The 22,555-nt window shown below is 46.6% G+C and carries 3 protein-coding genes; all 3 read left to right on the top strand.

Annotated features, from left to right (window positions below; translation table 11 throughout):
- Positions 1 to 817: 817 nt before the first annotated feature.
- The 3 genes from KZC02_RS24710 to KZC02_RS24720 all read left to right on the top strand — a co-directional run bounded on the left by KZC02_RS24710 (position 818) and on the right by KZC02_RS24720 (position 22,548).
- Positions 818 to 6,952 (top strand): T9SS type A sorting domain-containing protein, encoded by a 6,135-nt coding sequence (locus tag KZC02_RS24710; RefSeq protein WP_221391114.1) that lies wholly within the window; start codon positions 818 to 820, stop codon positions 6,950 to 6,952.
- 128 nt (positions 6,953 to 7,080) lie between these two features.
- On the top strand, positions 7,081 to 8,532 hold the full coding sequence (locus KZC02_RS24715; protein WP_221390362.1) for an IS1182 family transposase: 1,452 nt from the start codon (positions 7,081 to 7,083) through the stop codon (positions 8,530 to 8,532).
- Between the two features lie 612 nt (positions 8,533 to 9,144).
- A complete protein-coding gene (locus KZC02_RS24720; RefSeq protein ID WP_221391115.1) occupies positions 9,145 to 22,548 on the top strand; it encodes an Ig-like domain-containing protein in 13,404 nt (4,467 codons plus the stop codon).
- The last annotated feature ends 7 nt before the right edge of the window (positions 22,549 to 22,555 follow it).

Consider the following 22,555-nt stretch of genomic DNA (forward strand, 5'->3'; position numbering starts at 1 on the left):
CTAATATTTGCTTATCAAAATGAAAATTATATTTATTCTATTAAATCACGTTAAAAAAATATGTTTACCCTAAAAACAAACAATGTTTTACAGAATATCGGTACTACTAATATTAGGTACATTTGAGGGCAAAGTATGATTATAAAATGTTCGCTGTCAGGTAAAAATGATTAATCCGGGAAATCCACCCTAACGCAATTTAAAAGGACATTTTTTTGAATAAATATTAAAATATACACTATACACACACGCACAGTTCAATGATTAAAATTTACTTCTTTTAGCCAGGCAGCTCACAGGTTTTTTTAAAGCTTCTGATGAGCCAGAGCACTGCAATTGCTTTTTCGTTTCAGGGAATTTCAGATGAAATGCAAGTCTTTTCAGTTTGATAATAGCTTCACTCCCTCATGTACCATGTTCTTAAAAAAGTGAATTTCCAATCGATACATCCAAATACTTGAGTCATACGTATATGGGGTAGAATATACGTTCAAATTTTCATAGCTGATTTTTAGAGGAAATAAACAAAAGCAAACAAGAACAGAATAACGCATTTCAGGATATTCCATCCATTTTAAAATTTCCCATAAGCGAATGAAAAAAAGATTTTACAAGAAAGATAATACCACACGATTAAAACCAATCAAACACACTTTTAAACCAATCAAAAAGATGATAAAACGAACCAAAGGCCTGATGTTAATCATCTTGCTGGTTACTCTTACCGATATTTGCTATGCGCAAAATGGGTATATCTACCTCCACAAAAAGACGCTGGACGAATCTTCCAGTGTGGATTTTACATTTAATATAACCGTTGGGCCCAACTATAGTACCTCCCATTACGCTTAATGATAACCCAACACAGACACCGTTGGTGGATATCGGTGCATCGCAAAGTGGAAGGCTTTGGGCAGTAGGTAGCACGAACAACACGTTGTACTACCGGGATTTGGAAACAGCAGCATGGATTGCAACTTCTGTTACCAATGTAAGCCATGTGGACGGCGGTCCAGGGAACACTTGTTTTGCTGTCACTACGGCCGGTCTTGTTATAGCTTTTGACGGAACAACAGTTACTCAGCTAAGCACCTCCAACGCGAGCTACGGTGGAAACAACGCTTTTGATATAGGTAGTGCTTGGGATAGCCGTCCATACATAACAACAGCAGCAGGCACGGCCCCTGCACGAACAATATGGCGTTATAGCGGTTCCGGTACGGTTTGGGCTCTGGTAGAATCAACTCCCACTACCAATAATTTACAAATTGACGGAAACCCTTCAACCGGCGGTGCTGTCGTAGTAAAATCAACCAATGTTGTTTCTTCTATTACAAGTGCAGGAGTAGCTACGAACCTGGCAAAACCAGCCAGTTCCACAATGGCTCTCGGAGATATTGCTGTAAGTGGAACAGGACGCATTTTCCTTTCATCGGCTTCCACCGTTACACCAGGCAATAACAAATATATCTTCGAATGGACAAGTGGAACAACCTGGGCAACACCTGAACTCCTGAGCCGCGGTTATGCTGATAGAATTACGGTCGGCATTGCAGATCAGATTTGGGGTGTAGGTCTGTCTCAGCCAACTGCAGCCAACGTATATACAAGAGTATTTGATGGTACAACCATATCATGGCTAAACGATGAACGTGTACATACGAGTCCCACGAACAGCAATTCGGAAATGATAGCTGTAGCACCGGGTACATACACTGTTACCGAAACGCTACCAGGTGGTTGGGATCTGCAATCCATTTATATGTACGATCCTACAAGCAATTCTTCAATTGACGTGGTTAACAACAAGGCTATGTTCAATGTTGCAGCCGGCGAAATAGTACATGCCATTTTCGAAAATGGTCTGATCGTTTCAACGGCAATGACCAACAGTTGTACATCAGCTTATTTGGAAACTTTTGGAACGGGTCCGGTAGATACTTATGGTCCGGAACTGATAGGGCAAACGGATTACCATTATGGGACAACAACATCGGTTGGATCGTTTACCGACTACTATAAAGTTATTGGTAATTCCAAAAACCTGTTTAATGGTACAAGCTTCTTTGACCATACAGTTGGCGATGGACAAGGAAGGATGATGGCGGTTGATGGAAACGATGAACCGGATGTCTTTTTCCGTCGGCGTTTTACTGATCTGATACCAGGTCAAAAGTATGATTTTTCAGCATGGGCGGCAAGTATTGGCAGTGGTGCTACCAAACCTAATATTGCTTTTCTTGTAATTGACCCAGCTACCAATACTGTGCTGGGTAATAATAGCACTGGCCCAATCGACTATATTGCTGCCGCTCCCTGGCAAAAATTCACGCTGTCGTTTGTGGCTACCACTACAATCGTAGATCTGGTATTGCAAAACAATGCCAATGGTGGCAATGGTAACGACCTTGCAGTAGATGATATCAGCTTTGCAATTTCACCGGCAGCGATTCCTATAACAACAGTTGTCAACGCAACATGTGGTACTTCAACAGGAAGCATCACGGTTACTTCGCCAGTGGGTTCATCTTTTGAATATAGTCAAGACGGCTTTGCAACACTTCCGCAATCCAGTCCCTTATTTTCAAGTCTAACACCTGGCATATTCACCATATCTGCAAGGTATGTGGGAACAACGGATTGCTTAAGTTCTAAAACAGATACTGTAAAAGTAACAATCTGTGGTAGCGTTTTTGATGATGCAAATGGCGACGCAATCAACAACAGTGAAAATCCGATTACGACAGGTGTTTGGGTAAATCTGGTGGATCCCGCAACAAATGCTGTGCTCCAATCAGTACTGGTGGATGGTTCAGGTAATTATAATTTTGGTGGTTTGTTGCCAAGTACAGATTACAAGATTATCCTCACAGAGACCGACCAGAGCGCCAACACAAACCTGACTGTTTCAGACCTTCCAGGCACATATGTAAACACAGGTACAAACCTGAATGGAACCGTAATTACAGCGAACCAAACGGGTGTAATTACAGTCAATACAGGAACAACTGGCTTAACGGCTCAGAATTTTGGAATAGAGCAACCACCTGTCGCTGTTGATGTAGCATCTGCAACCCAACCAAACCCTGGTGGTAGTGGAAAGGTAGTTGTGCCAACGCTTAATGGAACGGATCCTGAGGATGGAACATACAACGGAACCAGTCTTACCAATACAATAAAAATTCAGGTACTGCCAACTGATGGTACACTTTATTATAATGGCGTTGCTGTTACGGCAGGACAGGTAATCCCAACTTACAATCCTGCTTTGCTGACTCTTGACCCCAATGACGGAGTGACTTCTGTAACTTTTACGTATAGTGAAGTCGATGCAGCAAATCAGGTAAGCCCACCAGCTACCGTCACGATGCCATTTACGACTGCGACTGCGTTTGCTTGTTCGTCCAATGCGTATCAGGTAGCGGGAAATGCAGGCGGTAGCTCTACACTTTATTCGTATAATGTAAATACCGGTGTACGCACATCAATTGCAGTGTATGCAACGCCTATTTCATTAAACAATCTAGGCTACAATATTGCTGATAACATGATATGGGGATTCAATCAGGATCCTGCAAAACGTCAGGTGGTACGTTTAGATGCCGCAGGAGTAATGACTTCTTTCACGATTCCTAATCTGCCAACCAATGTAGTTTTTAATGTTGGAGATGTGATGACGGGTGGCTACCTTTTCTTATACATAAATGGAGGGACACGCTATTATGTTGTTGATATAAACCCGGCACATGCCAACTACCTGCAGTTGGTCGACCCTACTGCCGCATACATAGTAGATCTTGCACCATTTGGCAACGCTGTCTCTCCAATCGCGTTGGCAGACATGACTTATGATCCTACAACAAATTTGTTATATGGAGTAGTAAGTCCGACAGCCACTAACGCATTTAAGATTGCATCGTTGAATCCTGTAACAGGCACAGTAACTTACAGCGCCACAGCTATTACAGGCAGCACCATACAAACGGAGACAAATGCTTTCGGAAGTGTATTCAACGACATAAACAACAATGTATTCTATGCATTTGCAAATGCACTAGGCAAATATTACAGAATAGATTTAGCCACTAATACGGCGACATTATTGTCTTCATCAGCTTCAGCCAATAACAACGACGGAGCAAGCTGTCCAACTGCGGTTCTTAGTTATGCAATTAGTGGCAATGTATTTAACGATGCCAATGGTTTAAACCCAACGCCAACAAACACAGTTGATGGGTTAGGGACTAATGCAGGTGGACTAAATGCCATCTTATATGATATCAGCACAGGTAGAGTAGCTGCAATAACTCCGGTGAATGCGGACGGTACATATAGTTTTGGAGCAACACCAGGCGATAATTATAGTGTTTATATTACAACGAACACCGCCACAGTTGGACAAACTGCTGTCCCAGTGGTTGCTTTGCCATTAGGTTGGGTTAACACAGCCGAAAATTTGGGGGCAACTGCTGGTCATGAGTTAGTAACTGACGGGATTTTGTCTATCGGGGTAGTGAGTGCATCAGTAATTGACGCCAACTTTGGTATTGAACAGCCGCCTGTTACTAACAACGACAGTAGCTTGGACAATGTGAGCGGAACACCGGTAACCATCAATCCATTGACGAATGACACTGACGGTACTCCCGGAACATTGGATGGTGCAACGGTAAGTCTGGTAGCTCCGGTCACAGCAACAGGAGTTGTTACTGATGCCAACGGAGACATCACAAGTATGACAATCCCCGGCGAAGGAACATGGACAGTGAACCCAACAACGGGAGCAATTACATTCACGCCGCTTTTAACTTTTACAGGAAACCCAACGGTAATCAACTACAATGTTGAAGACAACGCAGGTAAAGTATCCAACGATGCAACGGTAACCATTACATATTTGGCACTTGTAAGTATCAGCGGAAATGTTTGGAACGATGTCAATGGCGATGCGGTGAACAGCACAGAAAATCCAATCACCGCAGGTGTGTGGGTAAACCTGGTTGACCCTGCAACAAACGACGTGATCCAATCTGTACAGGTAGATGGCAGCGGAAACTATACCTTCCCAGGTGTAGCCCAAAGCACCAGTTACCAGATAATTTTAACCAATGCCGACGCAACGGGCAACACAAACCTGACGGCTTCAACGCTTCCCGGAACTTATGTTAACACAGGAACAAATTTGGCAGGAACGGCGAGTACAGCCAATACAACAGGTGTGATCACTGTTAATTCCGGTACAACAGGTTTAACGGCACAGAACTTCGGTATTGAAATTCCACCAGTTGCAACAAACGACAATAGTTTAGGTAATGTGAACGGCACACCCGTAACTATCAATCCGCTGACCAATGACATGGATACGGCTCCTGGAACGTTGGATGCTACAAAAGTGAGCTTGGTAGCGCCAGTCACAGCAACCGGTGTTGTAATTGATGCCAACGGAGACGTTACCAGCATGACAATCTCAGGCGAAGGAACCTGGACGGTGAACCCAACAACAGGAGCAATTACCTTTACGCCGTTAGTTACTTTCACCGGAAATCCAACCGTTATCAGCTACAATGTTGAAGACAACGCAAGCAAAGTTTCGAATAATGCAACAGTAGCAATTACTTATCTTTCCCTGGTAAGTATCAGCGGAAGTGTCTGGGACGATGCCGATGGGGATATAACAGTCAACGGAACCGAAGCCGGAACCGATGCAGGTTCTGCTACCCTGACCGCTTACCTGGTCAACAGTTCAGGCAATGTAGTGAGCAGTTCTGATATTGATGCCAATGGTGTATATACTTTCACAGATGCCTTTCAGAATACAGCTTACACGGTTGTTTTAAGCAATACAGCTGGTGTCACACCGGGCAGTCCGGCACCAGCGCCTTCGCTTCCGAATGCAAACTGGGTTAATACAGGTGAGTCATTTGGTTCCGGAAATGCCGCCGGATCAGGCGTTGAAGCAAACACACCTGGTGTCATTGCTGTAACAACCTCAACAGGTAATATAACTGCTGCCAATTTCGGTATCGAACAACTGCCAGCTTCCGACAATAAAACCGGAACACTTGCAACGCAGCCTACATCTAACCAGTTTGTAACACTGGATGGTTCTCTTGCCACCGTGCCGCCATTGACAGGCAGTGACCCTGAGGATCAGCCAACAAGCGGAAACCTGGCAGGTAAAACGATTGCAATCACGTCGCTGCCAACCAACGGAGAGTTATGGTACAATGGAGAGCTGCTCACGGACGCTTCACCCGCAACCCCGTTAGTAATCCCTGACTTTGATCCGTCGCAATTGCAGATCAAACTGACAGGGACCGGATATACTTCCACGTCTTTCACTTATGCGTATGTGGATGCAGCCGGGCAAATTGACAAAACTCCTGCGACTTATACGCTCAACTGGGCTTCCCCATTACCGGTAACCCTGGCAAGCTTTACGGCTGTGAAAGAAGGAATGTCAGCGACACTGAAATGGACCACCACGGAAGAAGTAAACAGCGACTATTTTGAGATCCAGCAAAGCACAAACGGCAAAAGCTGGAACGTGCTAAGCCAGGTAGAATCGCACAAGGACAGCAAACAATTAAACACTTATACCTATACGCACAAAAGCCCGGCAGCAGGAACAAATTATTACCGTTTGAAGATGGTAGACCAGGCGTCGGACCGCCTTAATGCAACTTATGCGTATAGCACCATTCGTCAGGTTACATTTGAACCCGCAGCTAAGTTGGAAATCTACCCGAACCCGGCAAACGTACAGGTGCAGGTTCCGGGACATGAGGGAGAATCAGTAAAGGTGTATGATGGCGCTGGTATCCTTCGTCTGACAACCGTTGTGAGCAATGGACAAATCAATACGCAAAACCTTTCAAATGGTTTATACCTGATAAAAGTTGCGACAAAGGAACAAGGGACGATGACCGCTAAATTTGTAATTGTAAAATAAGGAGAAGCCCCACATATTGAGAGGGTACTGAAAAAGTCCTCTTGTATCTGAGTCAGAGAAAGGAGTAGGAAATTAAGTTTTTCTGCTCCTTTTTTGGTATCTTAAGGTGGATTTAGAAAGGGATTCAGATGTTAATTCACCAACAAAAAATTCAATTTACTGCGTTCGCCGGATTGTATGACCTGATCATTCCCAAGGACAATCTTCTTCGCAGGATTAATGAATTGATCGACTTTAGCTTCATTTATGATGAGCTTGCAGGTAAATATTGTTCTGATAACGGACGTGCAGCACAGAGCCCCGTACGGATGTTCAAATTCCTGTTGCTGAAGACAATCTACACCATTTCAGACGTAGATGTAGTCGAACGTTCCCGCTACGATATGTCCTTCAAGTATTTCCTTGGCATGGCCCCCGAGGATGAAGTCATCAATCCGAGCTCTTTGACAAAGTTTAGAAAATTGCGTTTGAAAGATGCCGACTTATTGAAGCTGTTGATAGGCAAAACAGTCTCCATAGCGATTGAAAAGGGTATTGTTTGCTCTCGATCCATTATCGTAGATGCTACCCATTCGCTTTCCAGATCTAATCCACATTCAGCCCTTAAGGTGCTTAGGGAGCATTCAAAGCTTTTACGCAAAGCCGTTTATGCTGTGGATGCTGACATTAAAGAGCGTATGCCTAAAAAGAATGATTCGGGCGAGCTCGAAAAGGAGCTTGCCTATTGTAATGAGCTTGCGAAGTGTATAGAATCGGATCAGACGTTGATCTATATCCCTGCGATCAAGGAAAAACTAAACCTGTTAAAGGAAACAATGGAGGATACTTTGGAGAACTATACGCTCTCCAAAGACAGCGATGCCAGGACGGGCCATAAATCGTCTGACAGCAAGTTCTTTGGCTACAAGACCCATATTGCCATGACAGAAGAACGTATTATTACCGCCGCAGTGGTCACCTCGGGAGAAAAGGGAGATGGTCCACAACTTCCTGAACTTTTGCAGATCAGCCAGGACAACGGCATTGAAGTAGACACGATCATCGGCGATTCAGCCTATTCGGGAAAGGATAATCTTCAACTAACCAGTGAGCAGGATATCAAGGTGGTTGCCAAGCTGAACCCTTCTATTACCCAAGGATCCAGAAAGAATGAAGACCGCTTCGATTACAACAAAGATGCGGACATGTTCGTATGCCCGGCCGGGCATCTGGCCATTCGAAAGGCACGTCAGGGAAGGAAGAATGTGGGGACAAATCAGACCTATACCTACTATTTCGATGTCGAGAAGTGTAAAATCTGTCCCTTAAGTGAGAACTGTTATAAGCGGGGGGCCAAAACGAAATCCTATTCAGTGAGCATAAAATCGGACTCGCACCTCCAACAGACAGCCTTTCAGGAAACTGACTATTACAAGCAGAAAATAAAACATCGGTATAAGATCGAAGCAAAAAACAGTGAATTAAAGAATGTCCATGGCTATGGCCGCGCAACATCTTATGGAATTGAAAATATGCAGATGCAGGGAGCATTAGCCATCTTCGCAGTAAATCTGAAAAGAATTATCAAACTTACCAACTAGGCTCGCAAAACTAAAGACAAACACTGATAAACCTAAATTCGAACATTTTGGGACGGTAGTCCATTTGCAGATCACATTTAAACAACAAAAGCGGTCAAGTAAATAAAATTTACCTGACCGCTCTGGGTAGTCCTATAATTGAGAAGCTTTTTCAGTGCCCTCCATATTGACGTGGGGTTTTTATACTAATCTCATTCATATAAAAAGGTACGGTTCAGAGCATTAAGCGCTCGGCTGTACCTTTTTTTATATAGGAAGGTTTAAAATTGTGGGGATAATAGGGATTTTATCCAAACCGGAAAGTGCTTGTTTTACAGTCTTTCCGCTTAAGAATTGCTGATCAGTACCTTACTCAAATGATCAACTTGACGTTATCTGCTGATAGTGCCATCGCTAATTTTAAGTATATACAGGTAATTTATTTAAGTGTTTCGTTGTGACAAATATTTATTGTACTGATTAAGGCAAACAAACAATGTTTACCCTAAAAACTAACAATATTTCCCGGGTTTCACAAGGCTATTTCTCCATTTATCTTTATGGGTTAGTAAACTCATCATGCGCAGGGCATGCTCATCAGGCACAATCTACTATCTGGTAACCACTATTTTTATGGAAGATTCTACAAAAAACAAATTTTATCTGCATCGCGGGTTTAACTTAAAAAAAACACCGGTAAAAAATCATTTGCTACGGCAGGTGATGATATTGCTGTTGATTTTTACCGGTCTAATGGAGGCCAATGCCGCCACTTACGTAGTTACAACTGCCAGTGACAATGCAGGAGGAACAAACCCGGCGGTAAATGCGGGTACCGGGACGTTGCGTCAGGCAATTATCAATGCCAACTCCAATGCCGGAGCCGACATTATTAATTTTAACATTGCCGGCGCTGGTGTGCAAACTCTCACTATGCTGGCGAACCTGCCGCTCATTACAGGCCCCACTACCATTAATGGTTATTCTCAAACAGGTACTGCGCAGGGCGCCATCGGAAGCCGGACGATTTTGATTCAGATTGATGGCGGATCGCAAACTACCGGCGGAACCCGGGGCGCTTCTACCAATGACGGTTTATTCCGTTTCACGGGAACTGCTGACGGATCAGTCGTTAGCGGACTTTCCATCTATAATACCGGTGATGGCAATGAGCCGATTCTCGTTGAGCCGGGAGTAAGTGGTATGAGTATCTGGGGCAATTACATAGGTGTTCTTGCAAGCGGCGTAAGCCCGGCATCATCAGCCGATTACAATGGCGATGATGGAATATTTGTTGGTCTTAATGGTACTGCAACAGGTACGTTTACAAACATTTTTATCGGGAGTGATGGAGACGGCGTAAATGACGCCAACGAGGGAAATGTGATCAGTAATTCAGCTGGTTCTACAGGCGGAGATGGAATAGAGCTCGGATTTATCGGAAGTACCTACACATTTACAAATATTAAAATATCCGGAAATTATATCGGTTTGCAGGCCGACGGGCTTACTGCCGCAGGCAATGGTCTTCCCACGATAGGAGCAGGAGAAGCCGCCGGACAGACCGGGATTGTAATGGCAGGAACGGCACTCGCTTCGTCTGTCTTAATAGGAACCAATGGTGATGGCACATCCGATGTGTTGGAACGAAACATTATTTCAGGTAATAACGGTACGGGAATTGGTGTGGTTGGCGGTATTAACAACCTGAAAATCGACGGAAACTATATTGGAACTGATAAGACAGGTTTAATTGCAGTTCCCAATGGCAAGAAAGCGAATACTGGAAGCTATCCTGGCATTACGCTGAGTACACTGGTTTCAGGGTCTAGTTCCATAATTGGCTTTGATGATGCTACACATGCAACCGCAGTGGCAAGTGTGGTAAGAAATATTGTTTCGGGTAACTGGACTTCCGGAATTTTGGTAGTTGATGGGGTGAGCGGCGCGGTAGTTCGCATTTCCGGAAATTATGTGGGCGCGAGTTTAACAGGCAACGTTGCGCTGGGTAACGGGCAGGGTGGGGGAACGTTGTCCGGAACTGGCATTGATATCAACAATGCACAGGGCGTTTTGATAGGTACGGATGCGGATGGTGACGACGATGTGCTCGAAAGGAATATTATTACCTCTGCAATAAACAGCCGGGGAGTTTATCTTAGAGGTGCAACGGCAACTACGATCGTTGCAGGAAACTATATCGGCGTGGGTGCAGATGGCACAACGGCGCTGGGAAACTCAAAGGAAGGAATCCGGATAGGTTCTACTACAACGATTTCGACGAATAACCGTATCGGCTCAAACGACGACGGAACCAACGATGCAACCGAAGCAAATATCATTGCCAACAATGGTACGGACGCGAGTGTAGCGGCAAGCAGGTCCGGTGTAATTGTGGTTAGTCCGGCAGGCAGCGGATCCACCGGGAACAGGATATCCAGGAACTCTTTTTACAACAATAAAGGACTTCCAATCGACCTGAACGATAATGGAATGACGCTTAACGACGGTGTCACGACTGCAAATACCGGAAACCTGTCGCTGGATTATCCGGTTATTACAGGCTTCACTTTTTCTGGTACTACCATTTCAGTAGCAGGTTATGTCAGCACTTGTAACGGCAACGAAAGTACCGCCGGTGCGAGCATTGCAGGAAATAAAGTAATCCAATTTTACAAAATTGCTGACGATGGTGACCAGAATGGTGCATTAACGAATGGCGTTTGTACGCGGGTGGTGTCTCATGGAGAAGGTGTTCAATATCTGGGAAGTATAACCGCCATTGTTAATGCATTTAATACTTCATTTACACTGGTTAGTGGTGCAAGTTTTGCCATTGGTGATAAAATAACCGCCATCGCCATTGACGCGAGTGGTAACACCTCTGAATTTGGTGTATTGGCTTCACAAATACAAGTGAGCGGTAATGTATATGCTGATGCAGACGGCCTTATCGATGGCACTGTTGATGGAACCGGTACAAACGGTGGTGCTGTGAACGCGATTTTATACAATAACACCACCAACACAGTTGCAGCCATTATGGCCGTTCCTGCAACAGGTATTTATGGTTTTGGAGTAAACGCAACACCTGGAAACAGTTTCACGGTTTATCTTACAACCAATACGGCTACGGTCGGTTCGGCAACAATTCCTGTTATTGCGCTTCCTACGGGCTATGCAAGTACGGGTGAAAATCTGGGTGCCGCAGCAGGCAGCGACGGTACCGTTAATGGTATATTGTCACTGGGACCAGTAAACACAACAGTCGATAATGCCAATTTTGGGATCGAACGACGACCGACCGGAACCGCCGCATCCGCTGCGTCTCAGCCAAATCCCGGAGGTACAGCAACTGTGGCGATCCCATCTACGGTTTTCAACGGTACAGATGTGGAAGATGGTGGTGCGTATGCCAGTAATCTTTCCGGCCGGACTGTCATTTTAAACCCCGCAACCAACGGAACACTTTATTACAATGGCGTTGCAGTATCCGCGTCCACCTCATTCACGAATTTCAATCCGGCCCTGGTTTCTATGGATCCGACGGGTACTACGAGTACTGCTTTAAGCACGTCATTCACTTACAATGTGGTTGACAATGCCGGTATACCTTCGTTAAATATCACAGTTACAGTTCCGGTTACTGCGGCCGCGCGATTAATAAGCGGTACGGTTTGGAATGACGTAAACAGCGATGCCGTTAATTCTGCAGAAGCATTTACCAACGCAGGAAGTATTTATGCCAACCTTGTAAATTTCACTACAGGTGCAGTGATCCAATCCGTATTGGTGGACGCCACAACCGGTGCTTATAGCCTTGGAGGTGCCGGCAGTACTGCATATAACATTGTATTGACGGACGGCTCACGCGCGGTCGGCACCGTGTTAAGCAGCGGTAGCTTACCTAACGACTGGGCCAATACAGGCGTGAACATCAGCGGTGTTTCCAACTCACTAAATCAGACCGGCGTAATATCTGTTGCATCAGGCACGGGTGCTTTGGCCAATCAGAACTTTGGTGTAAAACAAATAACAAGTCTTTCACAAGATCCCTGCGCAGCGACTACTACGCAATATGACGGTCTTATTGGCGGATGGCATAACACGCTGGCAAAAAATTCAAGTGGAGGTTACACAACCTGGGGGCAATACCAGCAACCAGGCGGTTACGATGGGAATGATGCCAATGGACAGTTGTCCCCGGCTGACGTTACTCCTGCCAACGGTTACAACTATACGGGAGATGTGATCCTGGCAACCTTGGGTACCCAAGGTCGTGAAAGTCTTTCCTTTTTACTAACTACAACTGGCTTGTACGCATGGGGTTATGACAACATTATTATCGCCGGAAGCATCACCTCGAACAATGCAAGCCTGGGTGTTCCGTTTCAAAAAATAGCAGTAAACAGCAAAGCGGATGGTTTGCCAACCGGCGTTAGTCCGACCGACGTAAAAATGATGACGGCAAATGGTTCGGGACTTACAATCCTTACCAATGCGGGTACTGTTTATACATTGAGCCATTTCAGTAATAGCTGGGGAGATGGCACTGCACCAGTTCGTGCAGCTGGTACAAGTGCAGTTTGGCATCAGGCACTTACTGCGGCAGCCACGCCACTTACGGGAGTTGTTGTTTTAAGAGCAAGCGGCGGCGGTGTGTTCGCAATCACAAGTGGGAACGACTGGTACACATGGGGGATTAACACGTATCTGGGTACAGCAGGCAGCGGTCCAACTGCACGTGGTTACGCGACGCTGATGACAAAACCAGCTGCGTTTACCAGTTTAAGTGACGTTAAAATGATCGCCATAACGCACAGTTCACATACCAGTCCGTTTTATCTTGCTTCATACTATGTGCTTCACAATACAACAAAGCGCATTTATGTATTGGGTAAAAATGACGAGGGCCAGTTGGGAACAGGAAATACAACCGATGCTCAGACATGGACAAATGTGGTACAGACCGTTTCCGGAAGCTTACCCCTGGAAAATGTTAATTTTATCAGTGCCAATGATAATGACGAATTTCATCCTGCAGCCGGAGCAATTTTAACGACCGGTACGTTGCTTCTTTGGGGAAATAACAACGAGGGTATGATTGGTGCGCCACTTGCAACTACTAACTCTAACCGTCCGCGTGTTCCTGACGGCTTTACAGTTGGAACCGATATCGCACGTTATGTAGAAGTAGGAGGTCACTTTACTGAATATTACAAACAAGGAGCAACCCAGCCTTGCTACACAGGGCACCACATCGGTGGTTCGGCAGGAAACGGTACGGCTACCGACGCTCAGCAAATAGGTTTTGGTTGCAATCTGACCTTAACAGCACCACTTTGCCCCTCCTATGACGCGACTGTGGTTCTGCTAAATGTGACCGGAAGTGTTTTCAATGATGCCAATGGTTTAAATGCAACTCCTGTTAATACCGTTGACGGACCGGTTACCAATGCGGGAGGATTGAACGCGGTTTTGGTTGATGCAGTAACCGGAAACGTGGTTGCGGTGGTTGCAATAGGTGCGGGCGGAACATACAGTTTCGATGTGGCCGCAGGGAATTACAATGTAGAAATTACAACCAACACCGCTACGGTTGGTAGCGCGGCACCTGCTGTTGCGCTACCGGTTGGATGGGTAAGTACGGGTGAAAATCTGGGTGCGACAGTTGGTAACGATGGAGTAGTAAATGGTATTTTGCCTTTGGGAACAATTTCAGCAAACGTAACCAATGCGAACCTCGGAATCGAGCAGCCACCAGTAGCCGTTGCCGACAACAGTACGGGCAATGTGAACGGAACAGCGGTAATAATCAACCCGCTAACCAATGATACCGATGCAACGCCGGGAACAACAGATCCAACAACTGTAAGTCTGGTTCCACCAGTTGGTTCGACGACCAATACAACGGATGCGAACGGAGACATTACTTCGGTAACAGTTCCAGGCGAAGGAACATGGACAGTTGATCCAACAACAGGAGCGATCACTTTCACCCCACTGGTAACCTTCACCGGAAACCCGACTGCGATCAGCTACAATGTTGAAGACAACGCCGGCAAAGTTTCAAATGATGCGGCCGTAACGATTACTTATCTTTCATTGGTAAGTATCTCTGGTAATGTTTGGAACGATGCAAACGGAAACGCGGTCAACAATACAGAAAACCCGATTACCGCGGGTGTATGGGTGAATTTGGTTGACCCGGCGACAAATGATGTGATGCAGTCAGTTCAGGTAGATGCAAGTGGAAACTACACCTTCCCGGGTGTAGCCCAAAGCACGAGCTACCAGATCATTCTGACCAATGCGGATGCAACGGGTAACACGAACCTGACTGCTTCAACGCTTCCTGGAACGTATGTAAACACAGGAACGAACCTGAATGGAACGGCAAGTACTGCAAACACAACTGGTATCGTTACTGTAAATTCCGGAACAACTGGATTAACCGCACAGAACTTTGGTATCGAGCAATTGCCAACAGCTACTCCCGTAACAGCAACCACACAGCAAAATCCGGGTGGAAATGGAAAAGTAGTTGTCCCAACGCTTCATGGAACAGATCCTGAGGATGGAACATACAACGGAACAAGTCTTACAAATACGATTAAAATTCAGGATCTGCCGACCAATGGTACACTTTATTACAATGGTGTTGCTGTTATTGCAGGACAGGTAATATCAACTTACGATCCTGCATTGCTTACGCTTGATCCTAATGATGGGGTAACTTCTGTAACATTTACTTACAGTGAAGTGGATGCAGCAAATCAGGTAAGTGCGGCTGCTACCGTTACCATGCCGTTTACGACGGCAACTTCGTTTGCCTGTACCAACCTGGCCTACCAGATTGCGGGCGCTTCGGCAGGCAATAACCTCTATAGCTATAATTTAAATACTGGAGTCAGGACCCTGGTCGCAAATCTCGGCGCGGTTAATATCAATGCTATTGGTTACAATGCATCGGACAATAATATTTGGGGTGTTGAAAGGATCGCGAATCAAGTGGTCAGGGTGGATGCGACAGGTGCTTTGACAAGGTTTTCTATAGCTAATTTGCCGGCGATCGTCAATGGTGGAGGAACCATAGGGTTCACTGTGGGGGCGATTTCACCAAATGGGTATCTGTATTTATATGCGGATAATTTTGCTACCTATTATGTTGTTGATGTTAATGCCAGCCGTTCTACTTATTTGCAATTGGTAGACCCCACAGCAAGTTACGCATTGGAGGCAGCGCCTTATGGTACATCAATTGGGACACCAATCAATATCAATGATTGGGTATACAATTCGGCAACCAATAAATTGATTGGCGTTATCAATTCACCTGGCAGCAATGCATATAGGGTTGCGACGATTGAACCAACCACAGGTGCTGTATCCTTTTCTTCATCTTTGATATCGGGTTCTACTTTTCAGTCAGAAAATACTTTTGGATCAATCTTCTATGATGGTTCAGGAACGCTATATGCATTTGGAAATGTACAAGGCAAATACTACCGAGTTGACGTAGTTACTAATACGGCGACCCTGTTATCAACCACTTCTCCATCTACTTTTAACGATGGTGCCAGTTGCACATCAGCGATACTTAGCTATCCGGTTAGCGGAAATGTATTCAATGATACTAATGGGTTAAATCCAACGCCTGTAAACACAATTGACGGTACAGGAACCAACGCAGGTGGACTGAACGCAATCTTATATGATAACACCACAGGTGCCGTAGCGGCAATGACCACTGTAAATGCAGATGGGACATACAGTTTTGGAGCGACTTCTGGAAATGATTACAGTGTGTATATCACAACAAATACAGCCACAGTTGGCCAAACAGCCGTACCTGTTGTTGCATTGCCATCGGGTTGGGTAAGTACTGGTGAAAATCTGGGTTCAGGTGCAGGAAATGATGGGTTGACAGATGGTATTTTGCAATTGAATATCGTAAACGCTGCTATTACAGAAGCGAACTTCGGTATCGAGCAACCACCAGTTGCCACAAACGACAGCAGCACAGGCAATGTGAACGGAACAGCGGTAATATTCAACCCGCTAACCAATGATACCGATGCAACGCCGGGAACAACAGATCCAACAACTGTAAGTCTGGTTCCACCAGTTGGTTCAACAACAAACACAACCGACGCAAACGGAGATATTACTTCGGTAACAGTTCCAAGCGAAGGAACATGGACAGTCGACCCGACAGCAGGCGCCATCACTTTCACGCCTTTGGTAACCTTCACCGGAAACCCGACCGTGATCAGCTACAACGTTGAAGACAATGCAGGCAAAGTTTCCAACGATGCGACCGTTACGATTACCTATCTTTCTCTGGTAAGTATCTCTGGTAACGTCTGGAATGATGCAGACGGAAACGCGGTCAACAACACAGAAAATCCGATCACCGCAGGTGTGTGGGTGAACCTGGTTGACCCGGCTACAAACGATGTGATCCAAAGTGTTCAGGTTGATGCCAGCGGAAACTATACCTTCCCGGGTGTTGCCCAAAGCACGAGCTACCAGATCATCCTGACCAATGCTGATGCAACGGGCAATACAAACCTGACTGCTTCGACGCTTCCTGGAACTTATGTGAATACAGGAACAAACCTTGCCGGAACTGCAAGCACTGCAAACACGACTGGTATAGTTACTGTGAATTCCGGAACAACGGGCTTAACCGCTCAGAACTTCGGTATCGAGATTCCGCCAGTAGCAACCGCAGATGTTAGCAATAACAACGTGAACGGAACGCCGGTAACAATCAACCCGCTGACCAACGACACCGACGCAACGCCTGGTACGCTTGATCCAACGAAAGTAAGTCTGGTTCCACCGGTTGGTTCAACTACCAACACGACGGATGCAAACGGAGATATTACCTCGGTAACAGTTCCAGGCGAAGGAACATGGACAGTGGATCCGACAACGGGCGTCATCACCTTCACGCCACTGGTAACTTTCACGGGTAACCCAACCGTGATCAGCTACAATGTGGAAGACAACGCAGGCAAAGTTTCCAATGATGCGACGGTGACAGTTACCTATCTTTCATTGGTAAGTATCTCTGGTAATGTCTGGAACGATGCAAATGGAAACGCAGTCAACAATACAGAAAATCCGATCACCGCAGGCGTATGGGTGAACCTGGTTGATCCTGCGACAAATGATGTGATGCAGTCAGTTCAGGTAGATGCAAGTGGAAACTACACCTTCCCAGGTGTTGCACAAAGCACGAATTACCAGATCATTCTGACGAATGCAGACGCAACCGGCAATACAAACCTGACAGCTTCGACGCTTCCTGGCACTTATGTGAATACCGGAACAAACCTGGACGGAACGGCAAGCACCGCAAATACAACGGGTATAGTTACTGTAAACAGCGGAACAACGGGCTTAGCAGCCCAAAACTTCGGAATTGAAGTGCCGCCAGTTGCAACAAACGACAGCAGTCCGAACAATGTCAACGGAACGCCGGTTACAATCAGCCCGCTTACCAATGACACAGACGCTGACGGAACAACCGATCCGACGACTGTAAGTTTGGTTCCACCAGTTGGCTCAACGACCAACACAACGGATGCAAACGGAGATATTACCTCGGTAACCATCCCAGGCGAAGGAACATGGACAGTGGATCCAACAACAGGAGCCATCACTTTCACGCCGCTGGTAACTTTCACGGGTAACCCAACCGTAATCAACTACAACGTAGAAGACAATGCAGGCAAAGTTTCTAACGATGCCACGGTTACGATTACCTATCTTTCTCTGGTAAGTATCTCTGGTAACGTTTGGGAAGATGCCAACGGAAACGCAGTCAACAATACAGAAAACCCGATCACCGCAGGTGTATGGGTGAATCTGGTTGATCCTGCTACAAACGATGTAATCCAGTCAGTAGAAGTAGATGCAAGCGGAAACTATACCTTCCCGGGTGTGGCGCAAAGCACAAACTACCAGATTATCCTGACCAATGCAGATGCAACGGGTAATACAAACCTGACTGCTTCTGCACTTCCTGGAACATATGTGAATACTGGAACGAACCTGAGCGGAACGGCTAATACGGCAAATACAACTGGTATTGTTACGGTAAACAGTGGAACCACAGGCTTAACAGCACAAAACTTCGGTATTGAGATTCCGCCAGTTGCAACCGCAGATGTTAGCAATAACAATGTCAACGGAACGCCAGTAACAGTAACGCCTCTGACCAACGATACAGACGCTGACGGAACGACCGATCCGACAACAGTTAGTTTGGTTGCCCCAGTTGGTTCAACGACCAACACAACAGATGCAAACGGAGACATTACTTCGGTAACAGTACCAGGCGAAGGAACCTGGACAGTCGATCCAACAACAGGCGCTATCACCTTCACACCATTGGTAACCTTCACCGGAAACCCGGCCGTGATCAGCTACAACGTAGAAGACAATGCAGGCAAAGTTTCCAATGATGCCACGGTGACAGTTACCTATCTTTCTCTGGTAAGTATCTCGGGTAACGTTTGGAACGATGCCAACGGAAACGCGGTCAACAACACAGAAAATCCAATCACCGCAGGTGTATGGGTGAACCTGGTTGACCCTGCGACAAATGATGTAATCCAGTCGGTCCAGGTTGATGCAAGCGGAAACTACACCTTCGCAGGTGTGGCCCAAAGCACGAATTACCAGATCATTCTGACCAATGCAGATGCAACGGGCAACACGAACCTGACAGCTTCAACGCTTCCTGGAACTTATGTAAACACAGGAACAAACCTTGCCGGAACTGCTAATACCGGAAACACAACAGGTGTGGTCACAGTAAACAGCGGAACCACCGGCTTAACAGCACAGAACTTCGGTATCGAGATCCCACCAGTAGCAACCGCAGATGTTAGCAATAACAATGTGAATGGCACACCAGTAACGGTAACGCCTTTGACCAATGACACGGACGCTGACGGAACAACAGATCCAACAACGGTAAGTCTGGTAGCACCAGTTGGTTCAACAACAAACACAACCGACGCAAACGGAGACATTACAAGTGTAACTATCCCAGGCGAAGGAACGTGGACAGTTGATCCAACAACAGGCGCGATCACTTTCACGCCGCTGGTAACCTTCACGGGTAATCCAACCGCAATCAGCTACAATGTAGAAGACAACGCAGGAAAGGTTTCAAACGACGCCACGGTAACGATCACTTATCTTTCTCTGGTAAGTATCAGCGGTAACGTCTGGAACGATGCCAACGGAAATGCGATCAACAACACTGAAAACCCGATTACCGCAGGTGTATGGGTGAACCTGGTTGACCCAGCGACAAATGATGTAATCCAGTCTGTTCAGGTAGATGGCAGCGGAAACTATACCTTCCCGGGTGTGGCCCAAAGCACCAGCTTCCAGATTATCCTGAGCAGTGCTGATCAAACCGGCAACACCAACCTGACAGCTTCAACAATACCAGCCGGATATGTAAATACCGGAACAAACCTTGCCGGAACTGCCAGCACAGCAAACACAACTGGTGTGATCACAGTAAATTCCGGAACAACCGGCCTGACTGCGCAGAACTTCGGTATCGAACAGCCACCGGTTGCGGCCAATGACAGCAGCTTAGGCAATGTAAACGGAACGCCGGTAACGATCAGCCCGCTGACCAACGACACGGACGCCGACGGAACGCTTGATCAAGCGAAAGTGAGTTTGGTAGCACTAGGAACCGCGACAGGTCTGGTAACCGACGCCAATGGTGACATTACCAGCATGACCATCCCGGGCGAAGGAACCTGGACAGTGGACCCGGCAACAGGAGCGATTACTTTCACGCCTCTGGTAACCTTCACCGGTAACCCGGCCGTGATCAGCTACAATGTGGAAGACAACGCCAGCAAAGTTTCAAACAATGCAACCGTGACAATTACCTACTTATCTCTTGTAAGTATTAGTGGTAACGTCTGGGATGATGCAAATGGAAATGCAGTAAACAATACAGAAAGTCCAATTACAAGTGGAGTTTGGGTAAACCTTGTTGACCCTGCAACAAATGATGTGATCCAGTCTGTACAAGTTGATGCCAGCGGAAACTATACCTTCACAGGTGTGACCCAAAGCACAAACTACCAGATCATTTTAACTAACGCAGATGCAACCGGTAATACGAATTTGACTGCTTCGACAATCCCGACTGGGTATGTAAATACAGGAACCAACCTTGCCGGAACTGTAAATACGACAAATACAACTGGTGTCATTACGATCAACAGTGGAACAACCGGCCTGACGGCCCAGAACTTCGGTATCGAACAACCACCGGTGGCGGCCAACGACAGCAGTTTAGGCAATGTGAACGGAACGGCGGTAACGATCAATCCGTTGACAAATGATACAGACGCAACTCCGGGAACACTGGATGCAACGAAAGTGAGTTTGGTAGCACCAGGAACCGCGACTGGTTTGGTAATCGACGCCAATGGCGACATCACCAGCATGACAATCCCGGGCGAAGGAACCTGGACAGTAGACCCGGCAACGGGTGCGATTACCTTCGCACCTCTGGTAACCTTCACCGGTAACCCGGCCGTGATCAGCTACAATGTTGAAGACAACGCCAGCAAAGTTTCCAATAACGCCACTGTGACTATCACTTATCTTTCTCTGGTAAGCATCAGCGGTAATATCTGGGACGATGCCAATGGAAACGCAGTCAACAATACAGAAAATCCAATCACCGCAGGAGTATGGGTAAACCTGGTTGACCCGGCAACAAACGATGTAATCCAATCAGTTCAGGTGGACGGCAGCGGAAACTATACCTTCCCGGGTGTTGCCCAAAGCACAAACTACCAGATCATTTTGACTAATGCAGATGCAACCGGCAATACCAATCTGACAGCTTCAACCATCCCGACTGGATATGTCAGCACAGGAACAAACCTTGCAGGAACAGCCAGCACAGCAAATACAACCGGGGTAATTACGGTCAACAGTGGAACGACAGGTTTAACTGCCCAAAACTTCGGGATCGAACAGCCACCGGTTGCCACCAACGACAGCAGCTTAGGCAATGTCAACGGAACGCCGGTAACGATCAGCCCACTGACCAACGACACCGATGCAGATGGAACAACGGATCCGGCCAAAGTAAGTTTGATAGCCCCGGGAACAGCCACTGGTCTGGTGACCGATGCCAATGGTGATATCACTTCAATGACGATCCCAGGCGAAGGAACCTGGACAGTGGACCCGTCCACAGGAGCGATTACCTTCACGCCACTGGTAAACTTCACAGGAAACCCGGCCGTGATCAGCTACAATGTGGAAGACAACGCCAGCAAAGTTTCCAACAACGCCACTGTAACAATTACTTACCTATCTCTGGTAAGTATCTCTGGTAATGTCTGGGACGATGCGAACGGAAACGCGGTCAACAATACTGAAAACCCGATCACCGCAGGTGTATGGGCGAACCTGGTTGACCCTGCGACCAATGATGTGATCCAGTCTGTTCAGGTAGACGGCAGCGGAAACTATACCTTCCCGGGTGTTGCCCAAAGCACCAGCTACCAGATCATTTTGACCAATGCGGATGCAACCGGCAACACCAACCTGACAGCTTCAACCATCCCAGCCGGATATGTCAGCACAGGAACAAACCTTGCGGGAACAGCCAGCACGGCGAATACAACCGGACTGATCACTGTAAATTCAGGAACCGCCGGGTTAATAAATCAAAACTTCGGTATCGAACAGCCACCGGTGGCGACCAATGACAGCAGTTTAGGCAATGTGAACGGAACGGCGGTCATCGTGAACCTGTTGTCCAATGACTCGGATGCGGACGGAACGCCTGACCCGACAACGGTCAGCCTGGTAGCACCGGGCACCGCGACGGGGCTGGTAACAGATGCGAACGGCGACATTACCAGCATGACCATCCCGGGCGAAGGCACCTGGACGGTGAACGGCACAACGGGAGCGGTCACCTTCTCCCCCTGGCAAGCTTTACAGGAAACCCGACGGTAATTAATTA

The sequence above is a fragment of the Dyadobacter sp. NIV53 genome (genome assembly GCF_019711195.1).
Lineage (GTDB): Bacteria > Bacteroidota > Bacteroidia > Cytophagales > Spirosomataceae > Dyadobacter.